16 protein-coding genes are annotated in these 18380 nt (G+C 70.3%); 7 read left to right on the plus strand and 9 right to left on the minus strand.

Annotated features, from left to right (window positions below; translation table 11 throughout):
• Positions 1-112: 112 nt before the first annotated feature.
• From ACFWP7_RS41250 to ACFWP7_RS41260, 3 genes are all read left to right on the plus strand, one after another.
• Positions 113-736, plus strand: a complete 624-nt coding sequence (locus ACFWP7_RS41250) for a TOPRIM nucleotidyl transferase/hydrolase domain-containing protein (protein ID WP_384393320.1) — start codon at positions 113-115, stop codon at positions 734-736.
• A gap of 220 nt (positions 737-956) precedes the next feature.
• Complete coding sequence (locus ACFWP7_RS41255) at positions 957-1739, plus strand: VOC family protein (RefSeq protein WP_384393324.1); 783 nt, start codon at positions 957-959, stop codon at positions 1737-1739.
• Between the two features lie 100 nt (positions 1740-1839).
• Positions 1840-2604: a YqjF family protein gene (locus tag ACFWP7_RS41260; RefSeq protein WP_384393327.1), complete on the plus strand. Its 765-nt coding sequence runs from the start codon at positions 1840-1842 to the stop codon at positions 2602-2604.
• On the opposite strand, the gene ACFWP7_RS41265 is transcribed toward ACFWP7_RS41260, so the two are convergent.
• Positions 2528-2758, minus strand: a complete 231-nt coding sequence (locus tag ACFWP7_RS41265; protein ID WP_384393361.1) for a 2-oxo acid dehydrogenase subunit E2 — start codon at positions 2756-2758, stop codon at positions 2528-2530. The genes ACFWP7_RS41260 and ACFWP7_RS41265 overlap by 77 nt on opposite strands.
• Here ACFWP7_RS41265 and ACFWP7_RS41270 point away from each other — a divergent pair.
• The 3 genes from ACFWP7_RS41270 to ACFWP7_RS41280 all read left to right on the plus strand — a co-directional run bounded on the left by ACFWP7_RS41270 (position 2646) and on the right by ACFWP7_RS41280 (position 6619).
• On the plus strand, positions 2646-3248 hold the full coding sequence (locus tag ACFWP7_RS41270; RefSeq protein WP_384393364.1) for a hypothetical protein: 603 nt from the start codon (positions 2646-2648) through the stop codon (positions 3246-3248). The two genes, ACFWP7_RS41265 and ACFWP7_RS41270, sit on opposite strands and share 113 nt — an antisense overlap.
• A 306-nt stretch (positions 3249-3554) precedes the next feature.
• The gene (locus tag ACFWP7_RS41275) at positions 3555-3911 is read left to right on the plus strand and encodes a VOC family protein (protein ID WP_384393329.1); all 357 of its coding nucleotides are present in this window, start codon (positions 3555-3557) and stop codon (positions 3909-3911) included.
• A 317-nt stretch (positions 3912-4228) separates the two neighbouring features.
• Entirely contained in the window at positions 4229-6619 is a 2391-nt protein-coding gene (locus ACFWP7_RS41280; RefSeq protein ID WP_384393332.1) for an ATP-binding cassette domain-containing protein, read from the plus strand.
• Between the two features lie 296 nt (positions 6620-6915).
• On the opposite strand, the gene ACFWP7_RS41285 is transcribed toward ACFWP7_RS41280, so the two are convergent.
• The 8 genes from ACFWP7_RS41285 to ACFWP7_RS41320 all read right to left on the minus strand — a co-directional run bounded on the left by ACFWP7_RS41285 (position 6916) and on the right by ACFWP7_RS41320 (position 16392).
• Complete coding sequence (locus ACFWP7_RS41285) at positions 6916-8358, minus strand: hypothetical protein (protein WP_384393335.1); 1443 nt, start codon at positions 8356-8358, stop codon at positions 6916-6918.
• A 225-nt stretch (positions 8359-8583) separates the two neighbouring features.
• Positions 8584-8820, minus strand: a complete 237-nt coding sequence (locus ACFWP7_RS41290; RefSeq protein ID WP_384393337.1) for a hypothetical protein — start codon at positions 8818-8820, stop codon at positions 8584-8586.
• A gap of 308 nt (positions 8821-9128) precedes the next feature.
• Positions 9129-10022, minus strand: coding sequence for a carbohydrate ABC transporter permease (locus tag ACFWP7_RS41295; RefSeq protein ID WP_384393340.1), 894 nt, complete (start codon positions 10020-10022; stop codon positions 9129-9131).
• A gap of 2 nt (positions 10023-10024) precedes the next feature.
• Entirely contained in the window at positions 10025-10972 is a 948-nt protein-coding gene (locus ACFWP7_RS41300) for a carbohydrate ABC transporter permease (protein ID WP_384393343.1), read from the minus strand.
• A 175-nt stretch (positions 10973-11147) separates the two neighbouring features.
• Positions 11148-12566 carry an ABC transporter substrate-binding protein gene (locus ACFWP7_RS41305; protein ID WP_384393346.1) on the minus strand — a complete coding sequence of 473 codons (1419 nt, stop codon included), beginning with the start codon at positions 12564-12566 and terminating at the stop codon, positions 11148-11150.
• 176 nt (positions 12567-12742) lie between these two features.
• On the minus strand, positions 12743-13762 hold the full coding sequence (locus ACFWP7_RS41310) for a nucleoside hydrolase (protein ID WP_384393348.1): 1020 nt from the start codon (positions 13760-13762) through the stop codon (positions 12743-12745).
• Positions 13759-15306, minus strand: a complete 1548-nt coding sequence (locus ACFWP7_RS41315; protein ID WP_384393351.1) for an ADP-ribosylglycohydrolase family protein — start codon at positions 15304-15306, stop codon at positions 13759-13761. Before ACFWP7_RS41315 ends, ACFWP7_RS41310 begins: the two co-directional genes overlap by 4 nt.
• 12 nt (positions 15307-15318) lie before the next feature.
• The gene (locus ACFWP7_RS41320) at positions 15319-16392 is read right to left on the minus strand and encodes a LacI family DNA-binding transcriptional regulator (RefSeq protein WP_384393355.1); all 1074 of its coding nucleotides are present in this window, start codon (positions 16390-16392) and stop codon (positions 15319-15321) included.
• Positions 16393-16625: 233 nt separating this feature from the next.
• Here ACFWP7_RS41320 and ACFWP7_RS41325 point away from each other — a divergent pair, with 233 nt between their 5' ends.
• Positions 16626-17801 carry a cytochrome P450 gene (locus ACFWP7_RS41325; protein ID WP_384393358.1) on the plus strand — a complete coding sequence of 392 codons (1176 nt, stop codon included), beginning with the start codon at positions 16626-16628 and terminating at the stop codon, positions 17799-17801.
• The last annotated feature ends 579 nt before the right edge of the window (positions 17802-18380 follow it).

Here is an 18380-nt window from a genome sequence, read left to right on the forward strand (position 1 = left end):
GCTCGCCGCAGCGCCCGGGCGGGGGCGGGCGCACGTTCGCCTGAGGCATGGTGACTTTCCCCGGAGAATATTGCCGAGGCGGTGCGCCGGACGACGGGAGACACTCGTGCCCATGGATGACACAAGACGCTTCAGCCGGGCGGCAGTTGAGTGGGCGGCCGGGAGCACCCATGCCGCCCCGGCGGCGCGGGAACTGGCCGTCGGTCTGCGCATGGTGGTACTCGTCGAAGGCGTCAGCGACCAGGCCGCCCTCGAAGCGCTGGCCGCGCGTCGCGGCCGGGATCTGGACGCGGAGGGCATAGCGATCGTGCCGCTGGGGGGTGCGATGAGTATCGGAAGGTTCCTGAAGCTCATCGGTCCGCAGGGACTCGGACTGCGGCTGGCGGGTCTCTGCGATGTCGGCGAGGAGCCCTACTTCCGGCGCAGCCTGGAGCAGGTGGGACTGGGCTTCAGCGCCTTCTACGTGTGTGAGGCCGACCTCGAGGACGAGCTGATCCGCGCACTCGGCGCCGACTCGGTCCAGCAGGTCGTCGAGGAACAGGGCGAGCTGCGCTCGTTCCGCACCTTCCAGAAGCAGCCGGCCCAGCGCGAGCGCACCGTGGAGCAACAGCTCAGGCGCTTCCTGGGCACGCACAGCGGCAGGAAGGCGCAGTACGCACGCGCGCTCGTGGAACACCTCGATCCGGCCCGCGTGCCACGGCCCCTGGAGCTCCTGCTCGCGGATGCCGCCGCCTGATACCTCCGCGGATGCCCCCCGCCTTCAGGACGGGGAGTAGCGTCAGTTCCCCCCCGACCCCCGCCCGAACCCTGTCGGCTCCTCCTCGGCGGTGGCGACCACCGTTTCCGCTGCCCCGTCCAGGTGAAACCCCCGCCCCGCCGGGCCCGAAACACCTGACGGCGCTGCCGGATCGGCATCGTGTCGGGCGTTGTCCCAACCAGACCCCAGGAGGAAACGCATGCTTGGCACAGAGTTCCGTACCGGATCGCCCAACTGGATCGACCTCGGCAGCCCCGACACGACCAGCGCCGCCACCTTCTACGGCAACGTCTTCGGCTGGGACTTCGTCTCGGCCGGGCCCGAGGCCGGAGGATACGGGTTCTTCCAGAAGGACGGTAAGACCGTTGGCGCGCTCGGGCCCCTGACCGAGGAGGGCGCCCAGTCGACCTGGACGACGTACTTCAAGACCGACGACATTCAGGAGACCGCCGGTCAGGTCGTCGCGAGTGGTGGCTCCGTGCGCGTCGAGCCTGAGGATGTCATGGGCGAGGGCTGGCTGGCCCAGTTCACCGACACCCAGGGCGCGAAGTTCGCCGTATGGCAGCCGGGGAAGACCCCGGGCCTGGAGAAGGCGTCCGAGGACAACACGCTGCTGTGGGTCGAGCTGCACGTCCAGGACCCGGTCCGCGCCCTCACCTTCTACAACAGCCTGTTCGGCTGGCGGTCCGAGGAGATGCAGGCACCCGGGATGACCTACCGGGTGCTCAGCATCAAGGACGGCGACCAGCAGGACGGTTCCTTCGGCGGTGTGGCACCGCTCCAGGAGGGGCAGCAGGAGGCGCGCTGGGTGCCGTACTTCGCCGCCGCCGATGCCGATGACATCGTCAGCGCGGTGCAGAGCAACGGCGGATCGGTGCTCATGCCTGCTGCCGACGTGCCCGAGGTCGGTCGGATCGCGTGGCTGGCCGACCCCCACGGAGCGGAGTTCGCCGTACTGAAGCCGAACCCGCGCCAAGGCTAGGAGCCCGGTCATCGGGTGGGTGGGCTGGTCGTCGCCGGAGCCCATGTCGGACGCGGCGGTCGACGAAGGTGTTCCCGCGTCCGTCTGGGATGCTGGCGCGGTGTCGACCACACCACCGGTACCCGAGCCCGTCACCCCGGATGCACCGGTGGTCCTGGGGAGGCCATTGCTCACCCAGCAGTGGCTGGACCTCGCCTTCGTCCACTGGGCGGTCGACCCGGGCGCCGTTGCCGGGCTGTTGCCAGAGGGAACCGTCCCCGACACGCTCGGCGGGGTGAGCTACGTCGGCCTGGTCGCCTTCCGGATGCACCGGGTGGGCTGGCTGGGGTCGCCGGGAGTGCCGTATCTGGGGACGTTCCCGGAGACGAACGTGCGCCTCTACTCGGTGGACGCACATGGACGGCGCGGCGTGGTCTTCCGGTCGATGGACGCCTCCCGGCTCGTGCCCGTGCTGATGGGCCGGGCCGGCTTCCGGCTGCCGTACAAGTGGGCGCGGATGGCCGTCCGTACGGACGACGACATCGTCACCTACACCAGCTCACGACGATGGCCCGGGCCGCGCGGCGCGTACAGCCGCATCGTCCTGCGCAAAGGCGAGCGCCTCGCGGAACCAAACCGGTTGGAACACTTCCTGACGGCACGATGGGGCATGCACAACGCCTTCGTCGGCGACACCGGGTACCTCCCGAACCAGCATCCGCGCTGGCCGCTGCACCGCGCGAAGCTGATCACCTGTGAGGAGAACCTCGTCGCGGCCGCCGGAGTGGCGGCACCGCTGGGCGAGCCGGTCAGCGTGCTGTACTCGCCGGGCGTGCCGGTCCGGCTCGGGCGCCCGGCCAGGCCGGGCGGCATCCCGACTCCTTGAGCCTCGGCAGAGCGGCCCGGTGGTCGAGCGTCAGGGCGAGGATGCCCACCGGGTGCACGACCACGACGTACGACCCGTCGAAGGCGGGGACCGCCACCGGTCGTGGCCGTACGGCGCCGGTGGCCAGGATGGCCACCGGCGGTTGGTTGATGATCGGCGCGGTGAGGAGGGCGCCGTACGGGCCCGGGTTGCTGATCGTGAAGTGCCCGTTCCCACTCACCACCGTGCCCGTACGCCTCGCCGGCATGGCCAGCGCGACCACCAGCCAGTTGCGCGACCTCGGATTCACCCTGGGGCCGGCCCTCATCGGCGCGATCGCCCTCAGCCGTGCCGCGAGCGAGTTCGGCAACTCCCTGGCCACGTCGCCGCTGCCGGAAGGGGTCAAGGCCGCGGCCGGACAGGTCGCGGCGGCGGGCGGGCCGCTCGCCGTGAACTCGCTGCCGCCGCAATCGCCACCCGGGGGTGCGGTGCCGCTGGCTCTGGATGCGCTCGGCCACGGCTACTCCGTCGGCTTCGTGGTCTGCGCCTGTGCCGCGCTGGTGTCCTGCCTGCTCGCGGGGCTGGTGCTGCGCGGTGGCCGGCCCAAGGTGAACATCGCCGAGTCGGAGATCGAGGACACCAGCCCTGAACCGGCGGCCGCCTGATCTGATCTTGGGGCAGATCCTGGGGGAACGGTCGCAGTGACCGGGTGATCGTCCGGGCGCGCGTCTGTCCGCCTTTCGGCGGGTGGACGCGCGCCTTTTGCTGTCCCGACGCCAGCGCCTCCGGCTTGTCCCGGCACGTGGCGGGACAGCCGAACAGACCGGTCAGGATTCGAGAAGCGCCGGTCATCGTGCCGGAGCTAGCGTGAAAGTCATGGACCTCACGGTTCACGTGAGTTCGTCTCCGAGCCCGACTCCGGGCCCGACAGGCCCACCGGGTCGATGTGACCCACGACTTCAGGAGTGACCATGACCAGCTCAGCCACCCAGGGAATCAAGACCGTGCTGCATCCCGTGTCCGACCTGACGAAGGCCAAGGCGGTGTACGCCGCCCTGCTCGGCGTGGCGCCGACGACCGACGAGTCCTACTACGTCGGCTTCGAGGCCGAGGGTCAGCACATCGGGCTGGTGCCGGGCGGGGGACCGCAGGACATGGACGCACCGGTGGCCTACTGGCACGTGCCGGACATCGAGGTGAAGCTGGCCGAGGTGATCGCCGCGGGGGCCACCGTGAAGGAGCCCGCGCACGACGTCGGTGGTGGCCGTCTGGTGGCCGCGGTCGTCGACCCCGACGGCAACGTCCTCGGGCTGCTTCAGGACCGCTGACTGCCTACCCCCGCTCCACGCCTGGAGTGGGAGCGCTGCCGCAGGAGCGGGGAGAGCGCTTCGTCGCGTACGCCGGTTAGACTCGCACACCCGTTCGGACCGCGTCTGCGGGCCACGGCGTACCGCTGGTCGGTCCGACGCCTCGGCCGGGCGCGCGACTCCGGCCGACACCGCTGACCGGACAGCGGCCGGACCGTTGCCCGCGAAGGCGCCGACGAAGTAGAACCAGACGTACTGCTCGAAGCCGGTCAGATCCGAGCCAGGCGACGACGGAGACCGCGAAGGCGGCCCGCCCAACAGATGGAGACGCGATAAGCATGGTCACGAAGAGGGACACGCATTCGCCTGCGCCGCACGTCGCCGACAGCCACGACATGATCCGCGTGCACGGCGCGCGCGTGAACAACCTCAAGGACGTCAGCATCGAGATCCCGAAGCGCCGGCTGACGGTGTTCACCGGCGTCTCCGGCTCGGGCAAGAGCTCGCTGGTGTTCAACACGATCGCCGCGGAGTCGCAGCGGCTGATCAACGAGACCTACAGCGCCTTCCTACAGGGCTTCATGCCGACGCTGGCGCGGCCCGAGGTCGACGTCCTCGACGGACTGACCACCGTGATCACCGTCGACCAGCAGCGGATGGGCGTCGACCCTCGCTCCACGGTCGGCACCGCCACCGACGCCAACGCGATGCTGCGCATCCTCTTCAGCCGGCTCGGCAAGCCGTACATCGGCCCTCCCAGCGCGTACTCCTTCAACACCGCCTCGGTCCGGGCGAGCGGTGGGATCACCGTCGATCGCGGTGCGGCCAAGACCAAGACGGTGAAGGCGACCTTCAACCGCACCGGCGGCATGTGTACGCGCTGCGAGGGCCGGGGCGCGGTCTCCGACATCGACCTCACGCAGCTCTACGACGACTCCAAGTCGCTCGCCGAGGGCGCCTTCACCATCCCCGGCTGGAAGTCGGACAGCCAGTGGACCGTGCAGGTCTACGCCCAGTCCGGCTTCGTCGACCCGGACAAGCCGATCCGCGAGTACTCGAAGAAGGAGTTGCGGGACTTCCTCTACGGGGAGCCGGTCAAGGTCAAGGTCAACGGCGTCAACCTCACCTACGAAGGGCTGATCCCCAAGATCCAGAAGTCGTTCCTGTCCAAGGACAAGGAGGCGCTGCAGCCGCACATCCGGGCGTTCGTGGAGCGGGCGGTCACCTTCACCACCTGCCCCGAGTGCGACGGCACCCGGCTCAGCGAGGGGGCCCGATCCTCGAAGATCAAGCGGATCAGCATCGCCGACGCCTGCGCGATGGAGATCCGCGACCTGGCCAAGTGGATCCGCGGCCTCGACGAGCCGTCGGTGGCACCGCTGCTCACCGCGCTGCAGCAGACCCTCGACTCGTTCGTGGAGATCGGCCTCGGCTACCTCTCCCTCGACCGGCCCTCCGGCACGCTGTCGGGCGGTGAGGCACAGCGCGTCAAGATGATCCGCCACCTCGGCTCCTCGCTCACCGACGTCACCTACATCTTCGACGAGCCCACCATCGGCCTGCACCCGCATGACATCCAGCGGATGAACGACCTGCTGCTGCGGCTGCGCGACAAGGGCAACACGGTCCTCGTCGTCGAGCACAAGCCGGAGACGATCGCCATCGCCGACCACGTCGTCGACCTCGGCCCCGGCGCCGGTACGGGTGGCGGCACCGTCTGCTTCGAGGGCACCGTCGAGGGGCTACGGACCGGCGGCACCGTCACCGGCCGCCATTTCGACGACCGGGCCACCCTCAAGGAGTCGGTGCGCAAGCCCACCGGGACGCTGGAGATCCGGGGCGCGTCGACGCACAACCTGCAGGGTGTCGACGTCGACATCCCGCTCGGGGTACTGGCCGTCGTCACCGGCGTCGCGGGCTCCGGCAAGAGTTCGCTGGTGCACGGATCGATCCCGGCCGGCGAGGGTGTGGTGTCGGTCGACCAGGGCGCGATCCGCGGCTCGCGGCGGAGCAACCCGGCGACGTACACCGGACTGCTCGAACCGATCCGCAAGGCGTTCGCCAAGGCCAACGGCGTCAAGCCGGCGCTCTTCAGCGCCAACTCCGAGGGTGCCTGCCCGACCTGCAACGGCGCCGGCGTGATCTACACCGACCTGGGGATGATGGCCGGCGTCGCCACCACCTGCGAGGACTGCGAGGGAAAGCGGTTCGACGCGTCGGTCCTCGAGTACCACTTCGGCGGGCGTGACATCAGCGAGGTGCTCGCGATGTCGGTGACCGAGGCCGAGGAGTTCTTCGGCGCGGGCGACGCGCGTACGCCGGCCGCACACGCCATCCTCCGCCGGCTCGCCGACGTCGGGCTCGGCTACCTCAGCCTCGGACAGCCGCTCACCACGCTGTCCGGTGGCGAGCGGCAGCGGCTCAAGCTGGCCACCCACATGGGCGAGAAGGGCGGGGTCTACGTCCTCGACGAGCCGACCGCGGGGCTCCACCTCGCCGACGTCGAGCAGTTGCTCGGCCTGCTCGACCGGCTCGTCGACTCCGGCAAGTCGGTCATCGTCGTCGAGCACCACCAGGCGGTCATGGCACACGCCGACTGGATCATCGACCTCGGCCCCGGCGCAGGCCACGACGGCGGCAAGATCGTCTTCGAGGGCGCCCCCGCCGACCTTGTCGCCGCCCGCTTCACCCTCACCGGCGAGCACCTCGCGGCGTACGTGGGCGGCTGAGTGATGGGGCGGGGGTCCTCAGCAGAGTCGAGCACCTTTCTGCCTTTTGTCCTCCGCCCTGCGCCCTTCTCCGCCCCGCGCCCTTTCCCGGCGCGGGCTCGGGGATGGGCGCCGGCGGGCTAGGCCCGTCACATTCCCGTCTGCCTCGCGGCGCCATGCACTCCCACTCCCTCTCGCCGCACCGGGCGCAGACCCGGGTACGTCCAGTACGAGGGTCCACACCCGGCACGCCGAGAGCACGCACCTGACGCCGCGAGGCCGCCCTCCCGGCGACGACGGGAATGTGACGACAGGACCTAGTGCCCGCTGAACTCGCGGAGTTGGGACTCGATGGCGCCGGAGTCGGAGGCGGCGCCGACGGTTGCGCGGTTGCCGTAGAAGTCGGCGCGCCCGGCAGCCGCGCCGCCGTTGTCGATGGCGGGACTGGTGGGCAGCGGACGGTAGTCACCCGCGGCGCGGTCGGTGAACTGCGGGTCGGCCAGGGTGTCGCCGGTGCCCGGGGCGTCACCCAGGGTGCCCTGGATCACGTTGTGGTCGTGCGGCCAGGCGTAGTCCTTGAGCACGCTGCCGCCGGTCATCTGGATGATGTTGCCGGTGATGGTGAGCCAGGAGTCCTGCGGCGTGGGGCCGGCCTCGCGGTAGTAGTAGATCGCGAAGAGCCGCGAGTTGTCGCGGTCACGGACGATGGTGTTGTGGGCGACCAGGTAGGCGTCCGGGTGGGTGGTGGTGTCGTAGGCCAGGAACTGCTGGTAGTCGTCACTGATGTTGTACGTCAGGTGGACATCGGTGGTGGTGGTCTCGGTGACCTCCGTGAACCCCTGTGAGCCCAGGGACAGGTTGTGGTCGATGGAGATGTCGTCCTTGGGGTGGTCGAAGCCCTCGATCTCCACGGCGCCGCCGTCCGCTCCGTAAGGGCTGTCGGTGGAGCGGCAGTTGATGAACTCGTTGGCGGTGACCCGGGCGTCGCTGTTGTTGATCGAGATGCCGATGGCGCCGTAGGAGGCCTCGGAGCCCGAGTCCATGCCGCGGAAGGCGATCTTGAGGTCGTGGAAGCTGTTGTGCGCGATGAGCGTGCCGGTGGCGTAGGTCTTGACGCCGATGCCGACCTGCGTGAACTCGTTGTCGTGGATGTACGCGTCGGTGGCAGTGTCGGTGAGGGCGATCGCGCCGCTCAGCTCGTACTTCGGACCGCGGATGCCCACGCCGTCGGCGTTGTCGAACACCACCCCGTCGGCGAACCGCAGTTGGTCGACGACGACGTGCGGGGCGGACAGCTGGAGCATGTTCCAGCCGGTCGGGTTGGTGAGGGTCGGCGCGTCGCCGGTGCCGTACGCGGTGATGGTGATCGGTGCGGCGGCGGTACCGGTTCCGTTGATGGTGGCAGTGCCGGTGAAGGTCTCGCCCCGGCGCAGCGCGATGGTGTCGCCGGGCCGGAAGTCGGCGGCGGTGATCCGGGCGAGGGTCTTCCAGGCGGTCGCGGAACTGGTACCGGCCGCCTGGTCGTTGCCGCTCTGGGCGTCGAGGTAGAAGGTCCGGCCGCCCTTGGTGTGCGGGGCGGGGCCGGAGTGCTGTGTCCTTGCACCGACCGGGGTAGCGGCGACAGTGGCGGTAGCCGTGGCGGTCGATGAGGAGGCGGAGGCGGAGGCGGATGTGGATGCCGTTGCGGGCGCCGCGGAGACCGCCAGTGCCGCGGCGGTCAGTCCGACGGCGAACAGGATTGCGGCCGCCAGGCGCGTCACAGGGGTGCGCGGTAGGGGAGCGGGAGTGGACAAGGGGGTGCTCCAATCAGGGTGGTTGAGATGGGCTGTCGGCCCGTGCGGACGCCCGTTGGGTGATGCGCGTCAGCGCCGACCGGCTTGCTCTCGCGGTGTCTTCCGGCAGGGCTTGGGGTCGCCTGCCGTACTGGTCTCGCGGTTTGCACGCGTTGGCCCGGTTTCGCCATGGGTGACCGGCCGGAAAGGCGGCTAGCGGCTGGACCGTTGGGTTCGGAGGGCGTGCGCGGCGGTTGAACCTGCCGCGGCGACGGCTTGGTTGAGGCCTTTGCCGCCGGGATGCCGCGCGAGCTGCCCGCTGCCGGGCACGGTCACGTCGGCCGTGGCCCGAAGGGGGGAGCGGGTGGCCAGACCGGGCTTGACCGGACTTGCCACGGTGTTGGTTTCCACGGCGACGATGGCCAGGGCTGCGGATGAGGGGACGGCCACTGAGGTGACAGTGGTCCGGTAGCAGGTCGACGGGCCGCCGTACGGTGTGCCGGCCGGTGGGGTCGACGATGTGGTCTCGGGGTTGGGTGTGTTGGCCGGTGGGGCGGGCGAACCAGCCCCAGGGGTCGAGGCGATGGCCGATGGAGTGCGCCAAGGTGTTTCAGGTCTCGGCGTGTTGGCCGATGGAGTGGGCCAAGGTGCTTCAGGGTTTGGTGTGTCGGCCGACACGGCGGGCGAATCTCCCTCACGCCACACCGGATTGGCCGAGGACTCGCCACCCCAGGGCGATGAGGCGGGCGCGCGGTCGGTCAATTCTTGCTCCCGGTGGTGGCGACCGAGGCGACGAAGTAGCGCTGCAGGGCGAGCAGGATGATGGCCGGGATCACGGCCAGGACCGCGGTCTCCGCGAACACCCGGCCGTAGTCCGTGCTGAACGCGTTGAAGGTCTTGGCGATGGACACCGGCGCGACGTCGTTGCTGTCACTGGTCGTGACGAGGATCGGCCACAGGTACGCCTGCCACTGGAACAGGAACAGAATCAGTCCGGTGCCGATCAGCGCGGGCCGGGCCAGCGGCAGGTAGATGCGGGTGAAGATGCGCGGCCAGCCTGCCCCGTCGACCCGCGCGGCCTCGGCGAGCTCGGTGGGGACGCCCAGGAAGAACTGGCGCAGGGTGAAGATCGCCAGGCCGTTGCCGAGCCCTGGCAGCACCAGCGCGGGGATGCTGTTGGTGAGGTGCCAGTCGCTGAAGGTGTGGGAGAGCGGGATGGCGATCGCCTCGAAGGGCACCAGGAAGCTGAGGACGACCATGGCGAAGACGAACTTCCGCCCGGGGAAGTCCACCACGGCAAGAGCGAACGCGGCCAGTGCCGAGATGGCGATGCCGAGGACGACGGTGGCGGCGGCCACGATCACCGAGTTGGCGAGATTACGGCCGAAGCCGTTGTCCCAGGCGGCGTCGAGGTTGCGCAGCGTGAAGTCCCGGGGCCACAGCATGTGCCAGTTCAGGGAGGAGTTGCTCGCGAAGGTCTCTGTCGAACTGCGGAAGGTGCTGGCGATCAGCCACAGCACGGGCAGCAGGAAGGCCAGCGCCACCAGGACGGCGACCACGCTGAGGACGATCCGGCCGGCCCGGGAGCCGTCGCGTGGGCCCCGGGGAGCGGCGCTCCGACCCCCGTCGGCGGAAGTGAAGGTGCGGCTCACGGTCACTCACCCTCCGTACTGCGCAGCAGCCGGAACTGCACCGCGACGATGACGATCATCAGCGCCAGCAGGACCAGGAGTTCGGCGGCCGCGGTGTGCGGGTCGGCGAGGTCGAAGCTGTTGTGGAAGATGTCGTACATCAGGAAGTTGGACTTCTGCTCGGGGCCGCCGTTGGTGAGGATCTGCATCGGGGCGAAGAGCACGAAGTTGGAGACGGTGTCGGCGACCAGCACGAACAACAGCGGCCGGCGCAGCTGTGGCAGGGTGACCGACCAGAACTGTCGCAGTGGTCCCGCGCCGTCCACCTCGGCGGCCTCGTAGTACACCTGCGGGATGTCGTTGAGCCCGGCGATCAGGAAGATCATCCAGTAGCCGACGCCGATCCAGCTGGCGATCAGGATCAGGCTGCCGACGACCTGGTTCGGCCCGGTGAGGAAGGGCTGCTGGCCGATGCCGACGCTGCCGAGCGCCGCGTTGACCGGTCCGTCGGGGCGTAGCGCGATGCCCCAGACGACCGCGGAACCGGTCATCGGAACCGCGGCGGGCAGGAAGATCAGGGTCCGCCACAGGCCGGTTGCGGGCAGGTTGCGGGTGAGCAGCACCGCGAGCGCCAGGGCGACCACGATCTGCAGCGGGTTCACGATCACGTTGAACAGCAGGGTCTGCTGCACCGAGGTCCAGAACTGGTGCGAGTGCCACAGGGCGGTGAAGTTGGCCGCCCCCGCCCAACTCGGTGGCAGGGTGCTGCCGGGCAGGCTGGTGTGGGTGGCGTCGTTGACGGCCTGGATGACCGGCACCAGCCGCAGTACGACGATCAGTGCGAGCGCGGGCGTCAGGAAGAGCGCGGCCGCGGTGAGATTGCCGATGCGGCGTCGGCGGTGCAGGGTGCGGGTGGGCGGTGCAGGCGGCGGGGTGGCTCGTACGGCGGGTGATTGAGTGGTCGAAGTCATGGCGGTGGTCCCTCCCGCCGACCCGGGATCGTCCGTCCGGGGCCGGTCGGTGTTGCGGGGAGTAGGTGGTGCGGGGGGTGTGCCTCAAAGGCTTGGCAGGATCCGAGGGTTTGGCAGGACTCGAAGGCCTGGCGGGAAGCGGGGCGCGCGTCGCTCGGTGCGAAATCGGGTTTCGCTAGCGGTACTTGGCCCACGCGGAGTCGATCGTGCTGGTCGCGGAGGCGAGCGCGGACGCCGCCGAGGCACCGTTGGCGATGTCCTCGAAGGTCCGGCCGAGGGTGTCCTCGAACTCCACATAGCCGGCGGTACGGGCCCGCAGCGTCGCCGTGTTGGCGAGCTCGTACTTGGTCAGGTCGACCGCGCCGGCCAGCCGCGGATCGCTGAACACCGGCTCCCGGTAGAACCGCGCGGTGCCGACGGTGTTGGACGGCGGTACCGACAGGCTCGGCATGTACTGGGCGAAGCCGCCGTTGTCGAGGGCCATGAACTTCATGAAGATCTCGGCGGCGGCCGCGTGCTTGGTCGCCCGGTTCAGGCCGAGCGACCAGCCGCCGGTCGGGGTGACCGCCTTGCCGCCCGCGAAGTAGGGGTAGGCGGCGACGCCGAACTCCAGCGTCTTCTCACCGGTGAACTGGCCGGCCCACCAGGGACCACCGGGGAAGTAGGCGACCTGCCCCGAGGCGAACATGTCCGGCGTCTGGGCGACCGGTACCCCGCGCGGCGAGATCTTGTCCTTGAACAGTGAGCCGTACCAGGTCATGGCCTTGGTCCAGCCGGCGTTCTCCAGCGCGGGAGTCAGATTGCCCTCGCCGGTGGCGCCGGAGCCGCCGCCCAGACTCTCGGCCAGCGGCTGGAGCTGGTAGTAGCGGTTGACTTGATCGAACAGCAGGCCCCACTTGGCGCCCGCGGCCTGCGCCTTCTTGGCATCGTCGGTCACCTGCTCCCACGTCATCCGGGCGTCGGCCCGGTCTGACGGGAAGGGGATACCGGCTTTCCGCAGCAGCGCCTTGTTGTAGTAGAGCAGTTGGCTGGAGGTCTGGTACGGCATCGCGACGAGCTTGCCGTCGCTGGTCGCGGCCTCCAGGGACATCTTGTCCACCTGGCCGGACAGGCCCGGGAACAGCGAGGACAGGTCGGCCAGCCAGCCGCGCACCCGGTAGGCGTCGGTGCGGGGCATGTCGACATCGAACAGGTCCAGGGTGCTGTCCTGACGACTCAACCTGGTGCTGAGCACGCTGTTGAACTGGTCGAACGGTACGGACTGGTAGTCGACGGTGATGGTGGGATGAGCCTGGTGGAAGGCGGCGAGGACCGGCTTGATGTCGTCCGCGGAGTAGGCGGAACCGGCGTAGGTGATGGTGACCGGACTCGCCGGATCCTTCAGCTGTCCGGCGGTGGTCAGCCCGGCGGGCTGCGCGGTGGACATGGAGCCGGAACCGCAGCCTGCCGCGAGCAGCGCGGTCGCGCCGGCGGCCGCCATCGCGGTGAACGACCTACGGGTGAGCGGTTGGTGAGCGAAGTGTTCGGCGGCATCGGTCACCCGGCCGGCGAACTGCCCGGTGGAGACGCCGCCTTCGGGGGATTCGGTGCGCAAGCCGCCAGCAGGGGACCCGGTGCGGAATTCTCCCGCGAGGGGCCCGGTGCGGAACTCGCCTGCGCGGAGCCCCTCGTCGGGCGGCGGCAGGACCGCACGCGGTCCCGGGGCAGGCGCTCTCTGGGAGCGGGAGTGCTTCATGACGGTCCTCTCTGACGGTCATGGGAGGAGGGGAGTCACTCGGGGGCCGGGGCACCGGGCTCGGTCCCGGTCACCCGGTCGAGGAACAGTCGGCCGAAGCCGGCGACATCGGTGTCGACCGCCACCGAGGCGTTGGTGGGCCCGGGCGGCGGCGCGAGGGCCAGGCCGCGGTCGGCGATCACCAGGCCGCGGGCGAGTTCGCTGCCGGGGTCGGTGGCGACGTGGGCGCCCTCCCAGGTCAGCAGGGTGGGGTCGATGACGGCGGCGACGACCAGCGGATCGTGCAGGAAGCAGGCGTCGCGGTGTTCGGCGCGCAGCGGAAACGCCTTGGCGAGGAAATCGATCCAGGCCAGGGCGCATTCGCCGGCCCAGCGCCCGAAGGCGTCGCCGCGTCGCAGCACGGCGGCGTCGGCGCGGGTGAGCCGTACCCGCGATGTCTGGTCGATGCCGACCATGCGCAGCTTGGCTCCGCTGGTCAGCACCATGGCCAGGGCCTCGGGGTCGACGTAGGCGTTGAAGTCGCCGACGACGGTGATGTTCTGTGCGTAGCCGGTGGCGGAGCCCGCCATCATCACGATCTCGGCGACATTGCCGGCGAAGGCCGGGTCCAGACGCAGCGCGAGCGCCAGGTTGGTCATGGGTCCGATGGCCACCACGGTGATCTCGCCGGGGTGGGCGGCGGTGATGTCGACGAGGAACTGTGCGGCGCTCAACGGGCTGGTGGGGCCGCGCCGTTCGGCCGGTGCGGTGCGGGCGACGGGCCGGTCGCCGATCACGTCGTCGAACAGCGCCCGCACCGGGGCCATGTCGCGCAGCAGCGGCCGGTCGGCGCCACGCAGCACCGGCAGGTCGGGGTGTCCCATCCGTTCGGTCAGCCGACGTGCCACGTCGACGCCGGCGTCGACCTCCACGTTGCCGTTCACGACGGTCAGCCCTTCGACCTGGAGTTCCGGCGAGCGCAAGGCCAGGGCGATGGCCAGCCCGTCGTCGATGTCGGAGCCGGGTTCCCCCAGCCCGGGGTCGGTGTCGATGACGATCCTGCGGGCGGCGGTCATGAGGCCACCTCCTGTTCCGGTGCGGCGGATGAGGATGAGGATGGGGGCGTGGATCCCGTACGGCGCGGTCCGCCGTCGTCGGGGGCGGCGCTTTCATGGGCGGCCGGTACGTCAGCCGTGTCCGCGCGAACGGTCTCGTCACCGACCGGGGGTTCCGCGCCTTCGTCAGCCGTACGTTCCAACGCGACGCGCACCGCGTTCGTGACCGGGGGTTCCGCGCCTTCGTCAGTCGTACGTTCCAACGTGACGCGCACCGCGTTCGTACGCCGTGCCAGCTCGGCGACGGTGATTCCGTCGAAACCGCGGACGGCGCTGCGGACCACGCCCCCGGTCGGTGCCACCAGGCGCTCGGGGATCGCGGCGGACCCGTGCAGTGCGCCGAAGACACTGCCGACGGTCGCCGCGGTGGAGTCCGTGTCGCGGCCGGCCCTTACCGCCAGGGCGATGCTGCGGACGAAGTCGCCCTCGCCCCACAGCAGTGCGGCGCTGATGGTGGCGGCGTTGTGCAGGGTGTGCACCCAGTTGTAGGCGCCGAGGGTCCGCTCGATCCAGGACAGCGCTTCTTCGGCGGTCGCGCCCCGCTCGGCCAGCCCCAGCAGTTCCGCCTGACTCCTGTAGAGCCGTGAACCGACCGGTACGGCGGCCAGCGCGCTGTGCAGAGCCGGCAGCGGACCGTCCGCGGTGAGCGCCGCCGCGACCAACGCCGCCGCCCACATCGCGCCGTAGATTCCGTTGCCCGTGTGCGACAGCACCGCGTCGATGAGCGCGAGGCGGGCCGCGGCCCGGGGGCGGCCGGGATGGATGTAGCCGTAGGCGTCGGTACGGATCAGCGCTCCGATCCACTCCCGGTAGGGGTTGTCGACGGTGGCCGTCAGCGGCGGCAGGTGGCCGGTGACGAGGTTGCGGTAGGCGGCGCGCTCGGCGGTGAAGGTCTGGGTGAAAGGGATGCGATCCAGCCACTCGCGGGCGATGTCCTCGGTGGTCAGCCCGTGCCCGTAGGTTTCCAACAGGTGCAGGCCGAGGATCGTCCAGTCCAGGTCGTCGTCGCGCGGGACGGCGTCGAACCGGCCGGCCGCCGCGTACGGCGCGGACTCGTGCAGGTGACTGACGCCGACGGGCAGCGTCGCCAGCAGCGGTACGTACCCGGTCTGCGGCCATTGCCCGACCGCCCGCAGATAGATACCGACCTCGGTGCCGGTCAGGCCCTCGACTGGCTTGCCCATGGTGTTGCCGACGCAGCGGCCCAGCCATGCACCGGCTGTCCGTTCGGGCACGTCGGCCGGAGCCGGTCCTGTCCGGTCGAGGGCCGGTGCGGGCGGCAGCGCGGCCCACACGGCGGACGGCTCGGACGGCTCGTCGTAGGGCCAGTCCGCGGCGCGGGGCAGGGCGGCCAGCCGGGTTCTGATCCCCGCAAGCGCCGCATCGTCGGACCGCTCGGCGGCTGCGCGGGCCTCGGCCAGCAGACCGCTCGCGTCGTAACCGGAGCCGGCGAGTTGTTCGGCCTCGTCGGGGACGAGGTCGCGGGGATCGAGTACGTCGTGCACGTGCGGGGCTCCTCAGGCTGATTCGCGGATGACCAGGTTGTGCTGGACCAGGACCCTGCGGGCGGTGCCGGCCGGATCGGCTATCCGGGCCAGCAGTTGCTCGCCCGCCACCCGTCCGATCTCCTGTGCCGGTACGCGCACGGTGGTCAGGGACGGGCTGACCAGGCTCGCGGCGTCGATGTCGTCGACGCCGATCACGGCCACGTCGGTGGGGACGGCCAGGCCCAGCGCGCGGGCAGCGTCCAGGGCACCGATCGCCATCAGGTCGTTCGCGCAGAACACGGCGGTGGGCGGGCGGGGTTGGTCCATCAGCGCGGCCATCCCCTTCGCGCCGGACTCCCGGGTCCAGTCGCCCACGGACTCGGCGGCCCGCAGCGGCCGCAGCCCGTGGGCGCGCAGCGCCTCCCGGTAGCCGTGCAGACGGCTGGAGCCGGGTGCGGTACGCGGCGGACCGGAGATGATGCCGAGGTGGCGGTGGCCCTTGCCGTACAGGTACGCCACCGCGTCCGCGGCGATCCTCTCGTCGTCGGACGAGACCACGTCCGTGGAGGTGCCGTGGCGGGGTGCGCCGACGGTGACCACATGGGCACCGGACGCGCGCAGCGGCTCCAGCTGCCGGTCGGACACGTCGACCGCGGCGACCACGACACCGTCCACCCGGCGTTGCACGGCCTCGCCGAGGAACGCGTCGACCGGCGGAGCGCCGGTGCCCACGTCGGCCAGCAGGACGACATGGCCGCGTTCGGCGACCGCCTGCTGCAGGCCGCGGGCCAGCGCCGGATAGAACGGGTTGGTCAGGTCCTGCACGACCAGGGCGATGGTCCGGCTGCGCCTCCCGGTCAGACCCGCGGCGAAGAAGTTCTGCTGGAATCCCAGCTCCTCGATGACCCGGGTGACCTTGCGGCGGGTCGCTTCGGACACCGGGCGCCGACCGGACAGGACATGCGAAACGGTGGTCTTGCTGACCCCGGCGAGCTCGGCGACATCCGAGATCGTCGGCGGTCCCTTGACGGGTTCTCCGGCCGTCCCACCACGCAACCCGGTTTGCGCGCGCCCTCTCTTGGGGGCACTACCTGCGTCGTTCACGTGCACTCCTTGATGACAAACCGGTTTGCGTGACGTTTCGGTCAGCCTCCGCCATGACCAGGCCGCCGTCAAGACCTCGGGTGGCTGGAATTCGTCCCTGTCTTTCGGCGGCACCTCGGCGGCGCCTTCGGCCGAGGACACCGGTCCGCACCGTGCCAACGGCGATTGTTAGCCTTGGCTGTGATCGGTTTCCCCGCACCCGCACCGGGCCCCTTCCCCGGCCAAGGCTCGTGATGAGCGTCGTCGACGCGTTCCCGCTCGGTGCCGGGACCACGCTCGCCGAACTCGCCCGGGATCCACATCCGCGACTGGCGCTGCTCCGTGCGCAGGAGCCCGTGTCCTGGCTGCCCGAGCTGGACGGCTGGCTGGTGACCCGGCGCGACCTTGCGCTGAGTGTGATGCGGGACGCCGCGACGTTCACCGTCGACGACCCCCGGTTCTCCACCGCGCAGGTCGTCGGGCCGAGCATGCTGTCCCTTGACGGTGACCGGCACGCCCGCCACCGTGAGCCCTTCACTGCTCCCTTCCGCCCTCGGCAAGTCCGTGACGGGTTCGCCTCGTTCATCGAGCGGGAGACCGGCCGGCTCATCACCGCACTGGAACCGGCGGGCGGCGTCGAACTGCGACGTGCCTTCGCCGGTCCGCTCGCGGTCGCCGTCGTGACCGAGGCACTCGGGCTGGTCGGCACCACCCCGGCCACGGTCCTTGCCTGGTACGACTCCATCGTGCGCGCGGTCTCCGACATCACCGCCGGACACGAGGCGGGACCCGCAGGTACGGCGGCGTACGCGGAGTTGAGGGCCGCGGTGGAAGCCACCGTCGCGGACCGGGGCGCAGCGTCGCTCCTCGGCTCCGCAGCCGGGCAACTGACAGTGCCCGAGGTGGCATCCAACGCCGCGGTGCTGATGTTCGGAGGCATCGAGACCACCGAGGGAATGATCAGCAACGCGCTGCTGCACCTGCTCCGGCACCCCGACCAACTCGCCCTGGTCCAGGCCGACTTCGGTCTGCTGGACGGCGCGATAGAGGAGTCCCTGCGCCTCGAACCCGGTGCGGCGGTCGTCGACCGCTACGCCGCCTGCGACACCGTCCTCGGCCCGGCCACGATCCGCCGCGGCGAGCTGGTCACCGTCTCCCTGACCGGCGCCAACCGAGACCCGGACGTCTTTCCCGACCCCGACCGCTTCGACGTCCGCCGAGGGAACGCGCGTCTCCAACTGGCCTTTGCACACGGCCCGCATTACTGCCTCGCCGCCCACCTCGCCCGCCTGGAGACCCGCATCGCCCTCCAGTACCTCCTCGAACGCCTCCCCGCCCTGCGCCTCGACCCGGACCGCCCCGCCGCCGCGCACGGTCTGGTCTTCCGCAAGCCCGCCACCCTGCATGTGCTGTGGGACAGTCCTGCCTGAGCGCCCGACGGCGTGCGAGCATCGGGCCGGGTCGCTCCGGTGCCATGTCCGCTGACGTCTCCGCGCCCGCCCGCCCGTTCCGTCGGCGTCGGCTCCGTGGAGGAGTGCGAATAAAGCCCCTGCTGATGGAGTGTCAGGAAGGTGGAGGCGGGCTGGGAGTCCGCGAACCGTTTGCAGTGGCTGACGGTTCCGCACTGGACTTGGGGCGGCGCCGCTCCGGTGACTGCGTGCCCTGTCCGTGAACGTGATCATTGCTGACAGCGTCGACGTCGCGGCCCCTTCATGTGTGCCGGGTGGCCTGCGGTGCCCCTGGGTAAAAAGCCCGTCATGAAATACACGTCACCTACCTTGACACCATACCTACTAAGAAGGTTTCTTGGTCTCAAGGCGACCGGACGCGATGAGGGAATGTTCCGCAACGGGACTGCGGAAGAACCTCACTTCGACCGATCGCGCACATCCTTTACGCCCCGTTCTGCAGCAGCCCGCCGACCGCTCGGTCGTTCAGGGCTGCGCACTGGACAACGGAGGACGCGATGAAGATCGCTCCGTTCGACGAGAACGCGTTCAAGATGGACC

The organism is Streptomyces sp. NPDC058470, assembly GCF_042721055.1.
Taxonomy (GTDB): Bacteria; Actinomycetota; Actinomycetes; order Streptomycetales; family Streptomycetaceae; genus Streptomyces.

Bases quoted from the DNA above. Each gene is read 5' to 3' on its own strand.
- ACFWP7_RS41250 (WP_384393320.1), top strand. From the start codon at position 113: ATGGATGACACAAGACGCTTCAGCCGGGCGGCAGTTGAGTGGGCGGCC.
- ACFWP7_RS41255 (WP_384393324.1), top strand. From the start codon at position 957: ATGCTTGGCACAGAGTTCCGTACCGGATCGCCCAACTGGATCGACCTC.
- ACFWP7_RS41270 (WP_384393364.1), top strand. From the start codon at position 2,646: ATGCCCACCGGGTGCACGACCACGACGTACGACCCGTCGAAGGCGGGG.
- ACFWP7_RS41275 (WP_384393329.1), top strand. From the start codon at position 3,555: ATGACCAGCTCAGCCACCCAGGGAATCAAGACCGTGCTGCATCCCGTG.
- ACFWP7_RS41280 (WP_384393332.1), top strand. From the start codon at position 4,229: ATGGTCACGAAGAGGGACACGCATTCGCCTGCGCCGCACGTCGCCGAC.
- ACFWP7_RS41300 (WP_384393343.1), bottom strand. From the start codon at position 10,972: ATGACTTCGACCACTCAATCACCCGCCGTACGAGCCACCCCGCCGCCT.
- ACFWP7_RS41310 (WP_384393348.1), bottom strand. From the start codon at position 13,762: ATGACCGCCGCCCGCAGGATCGTCATCGACACCGACCCCGGGCTGGGG.
- ACFWP7_RS41325 (WP_384393358.1), top strand. From the start codon at position 16,626: ATGAGCGTCGTCGACGCGTTCCCGCTCGGTGCCGGGACCACGCTCGCC.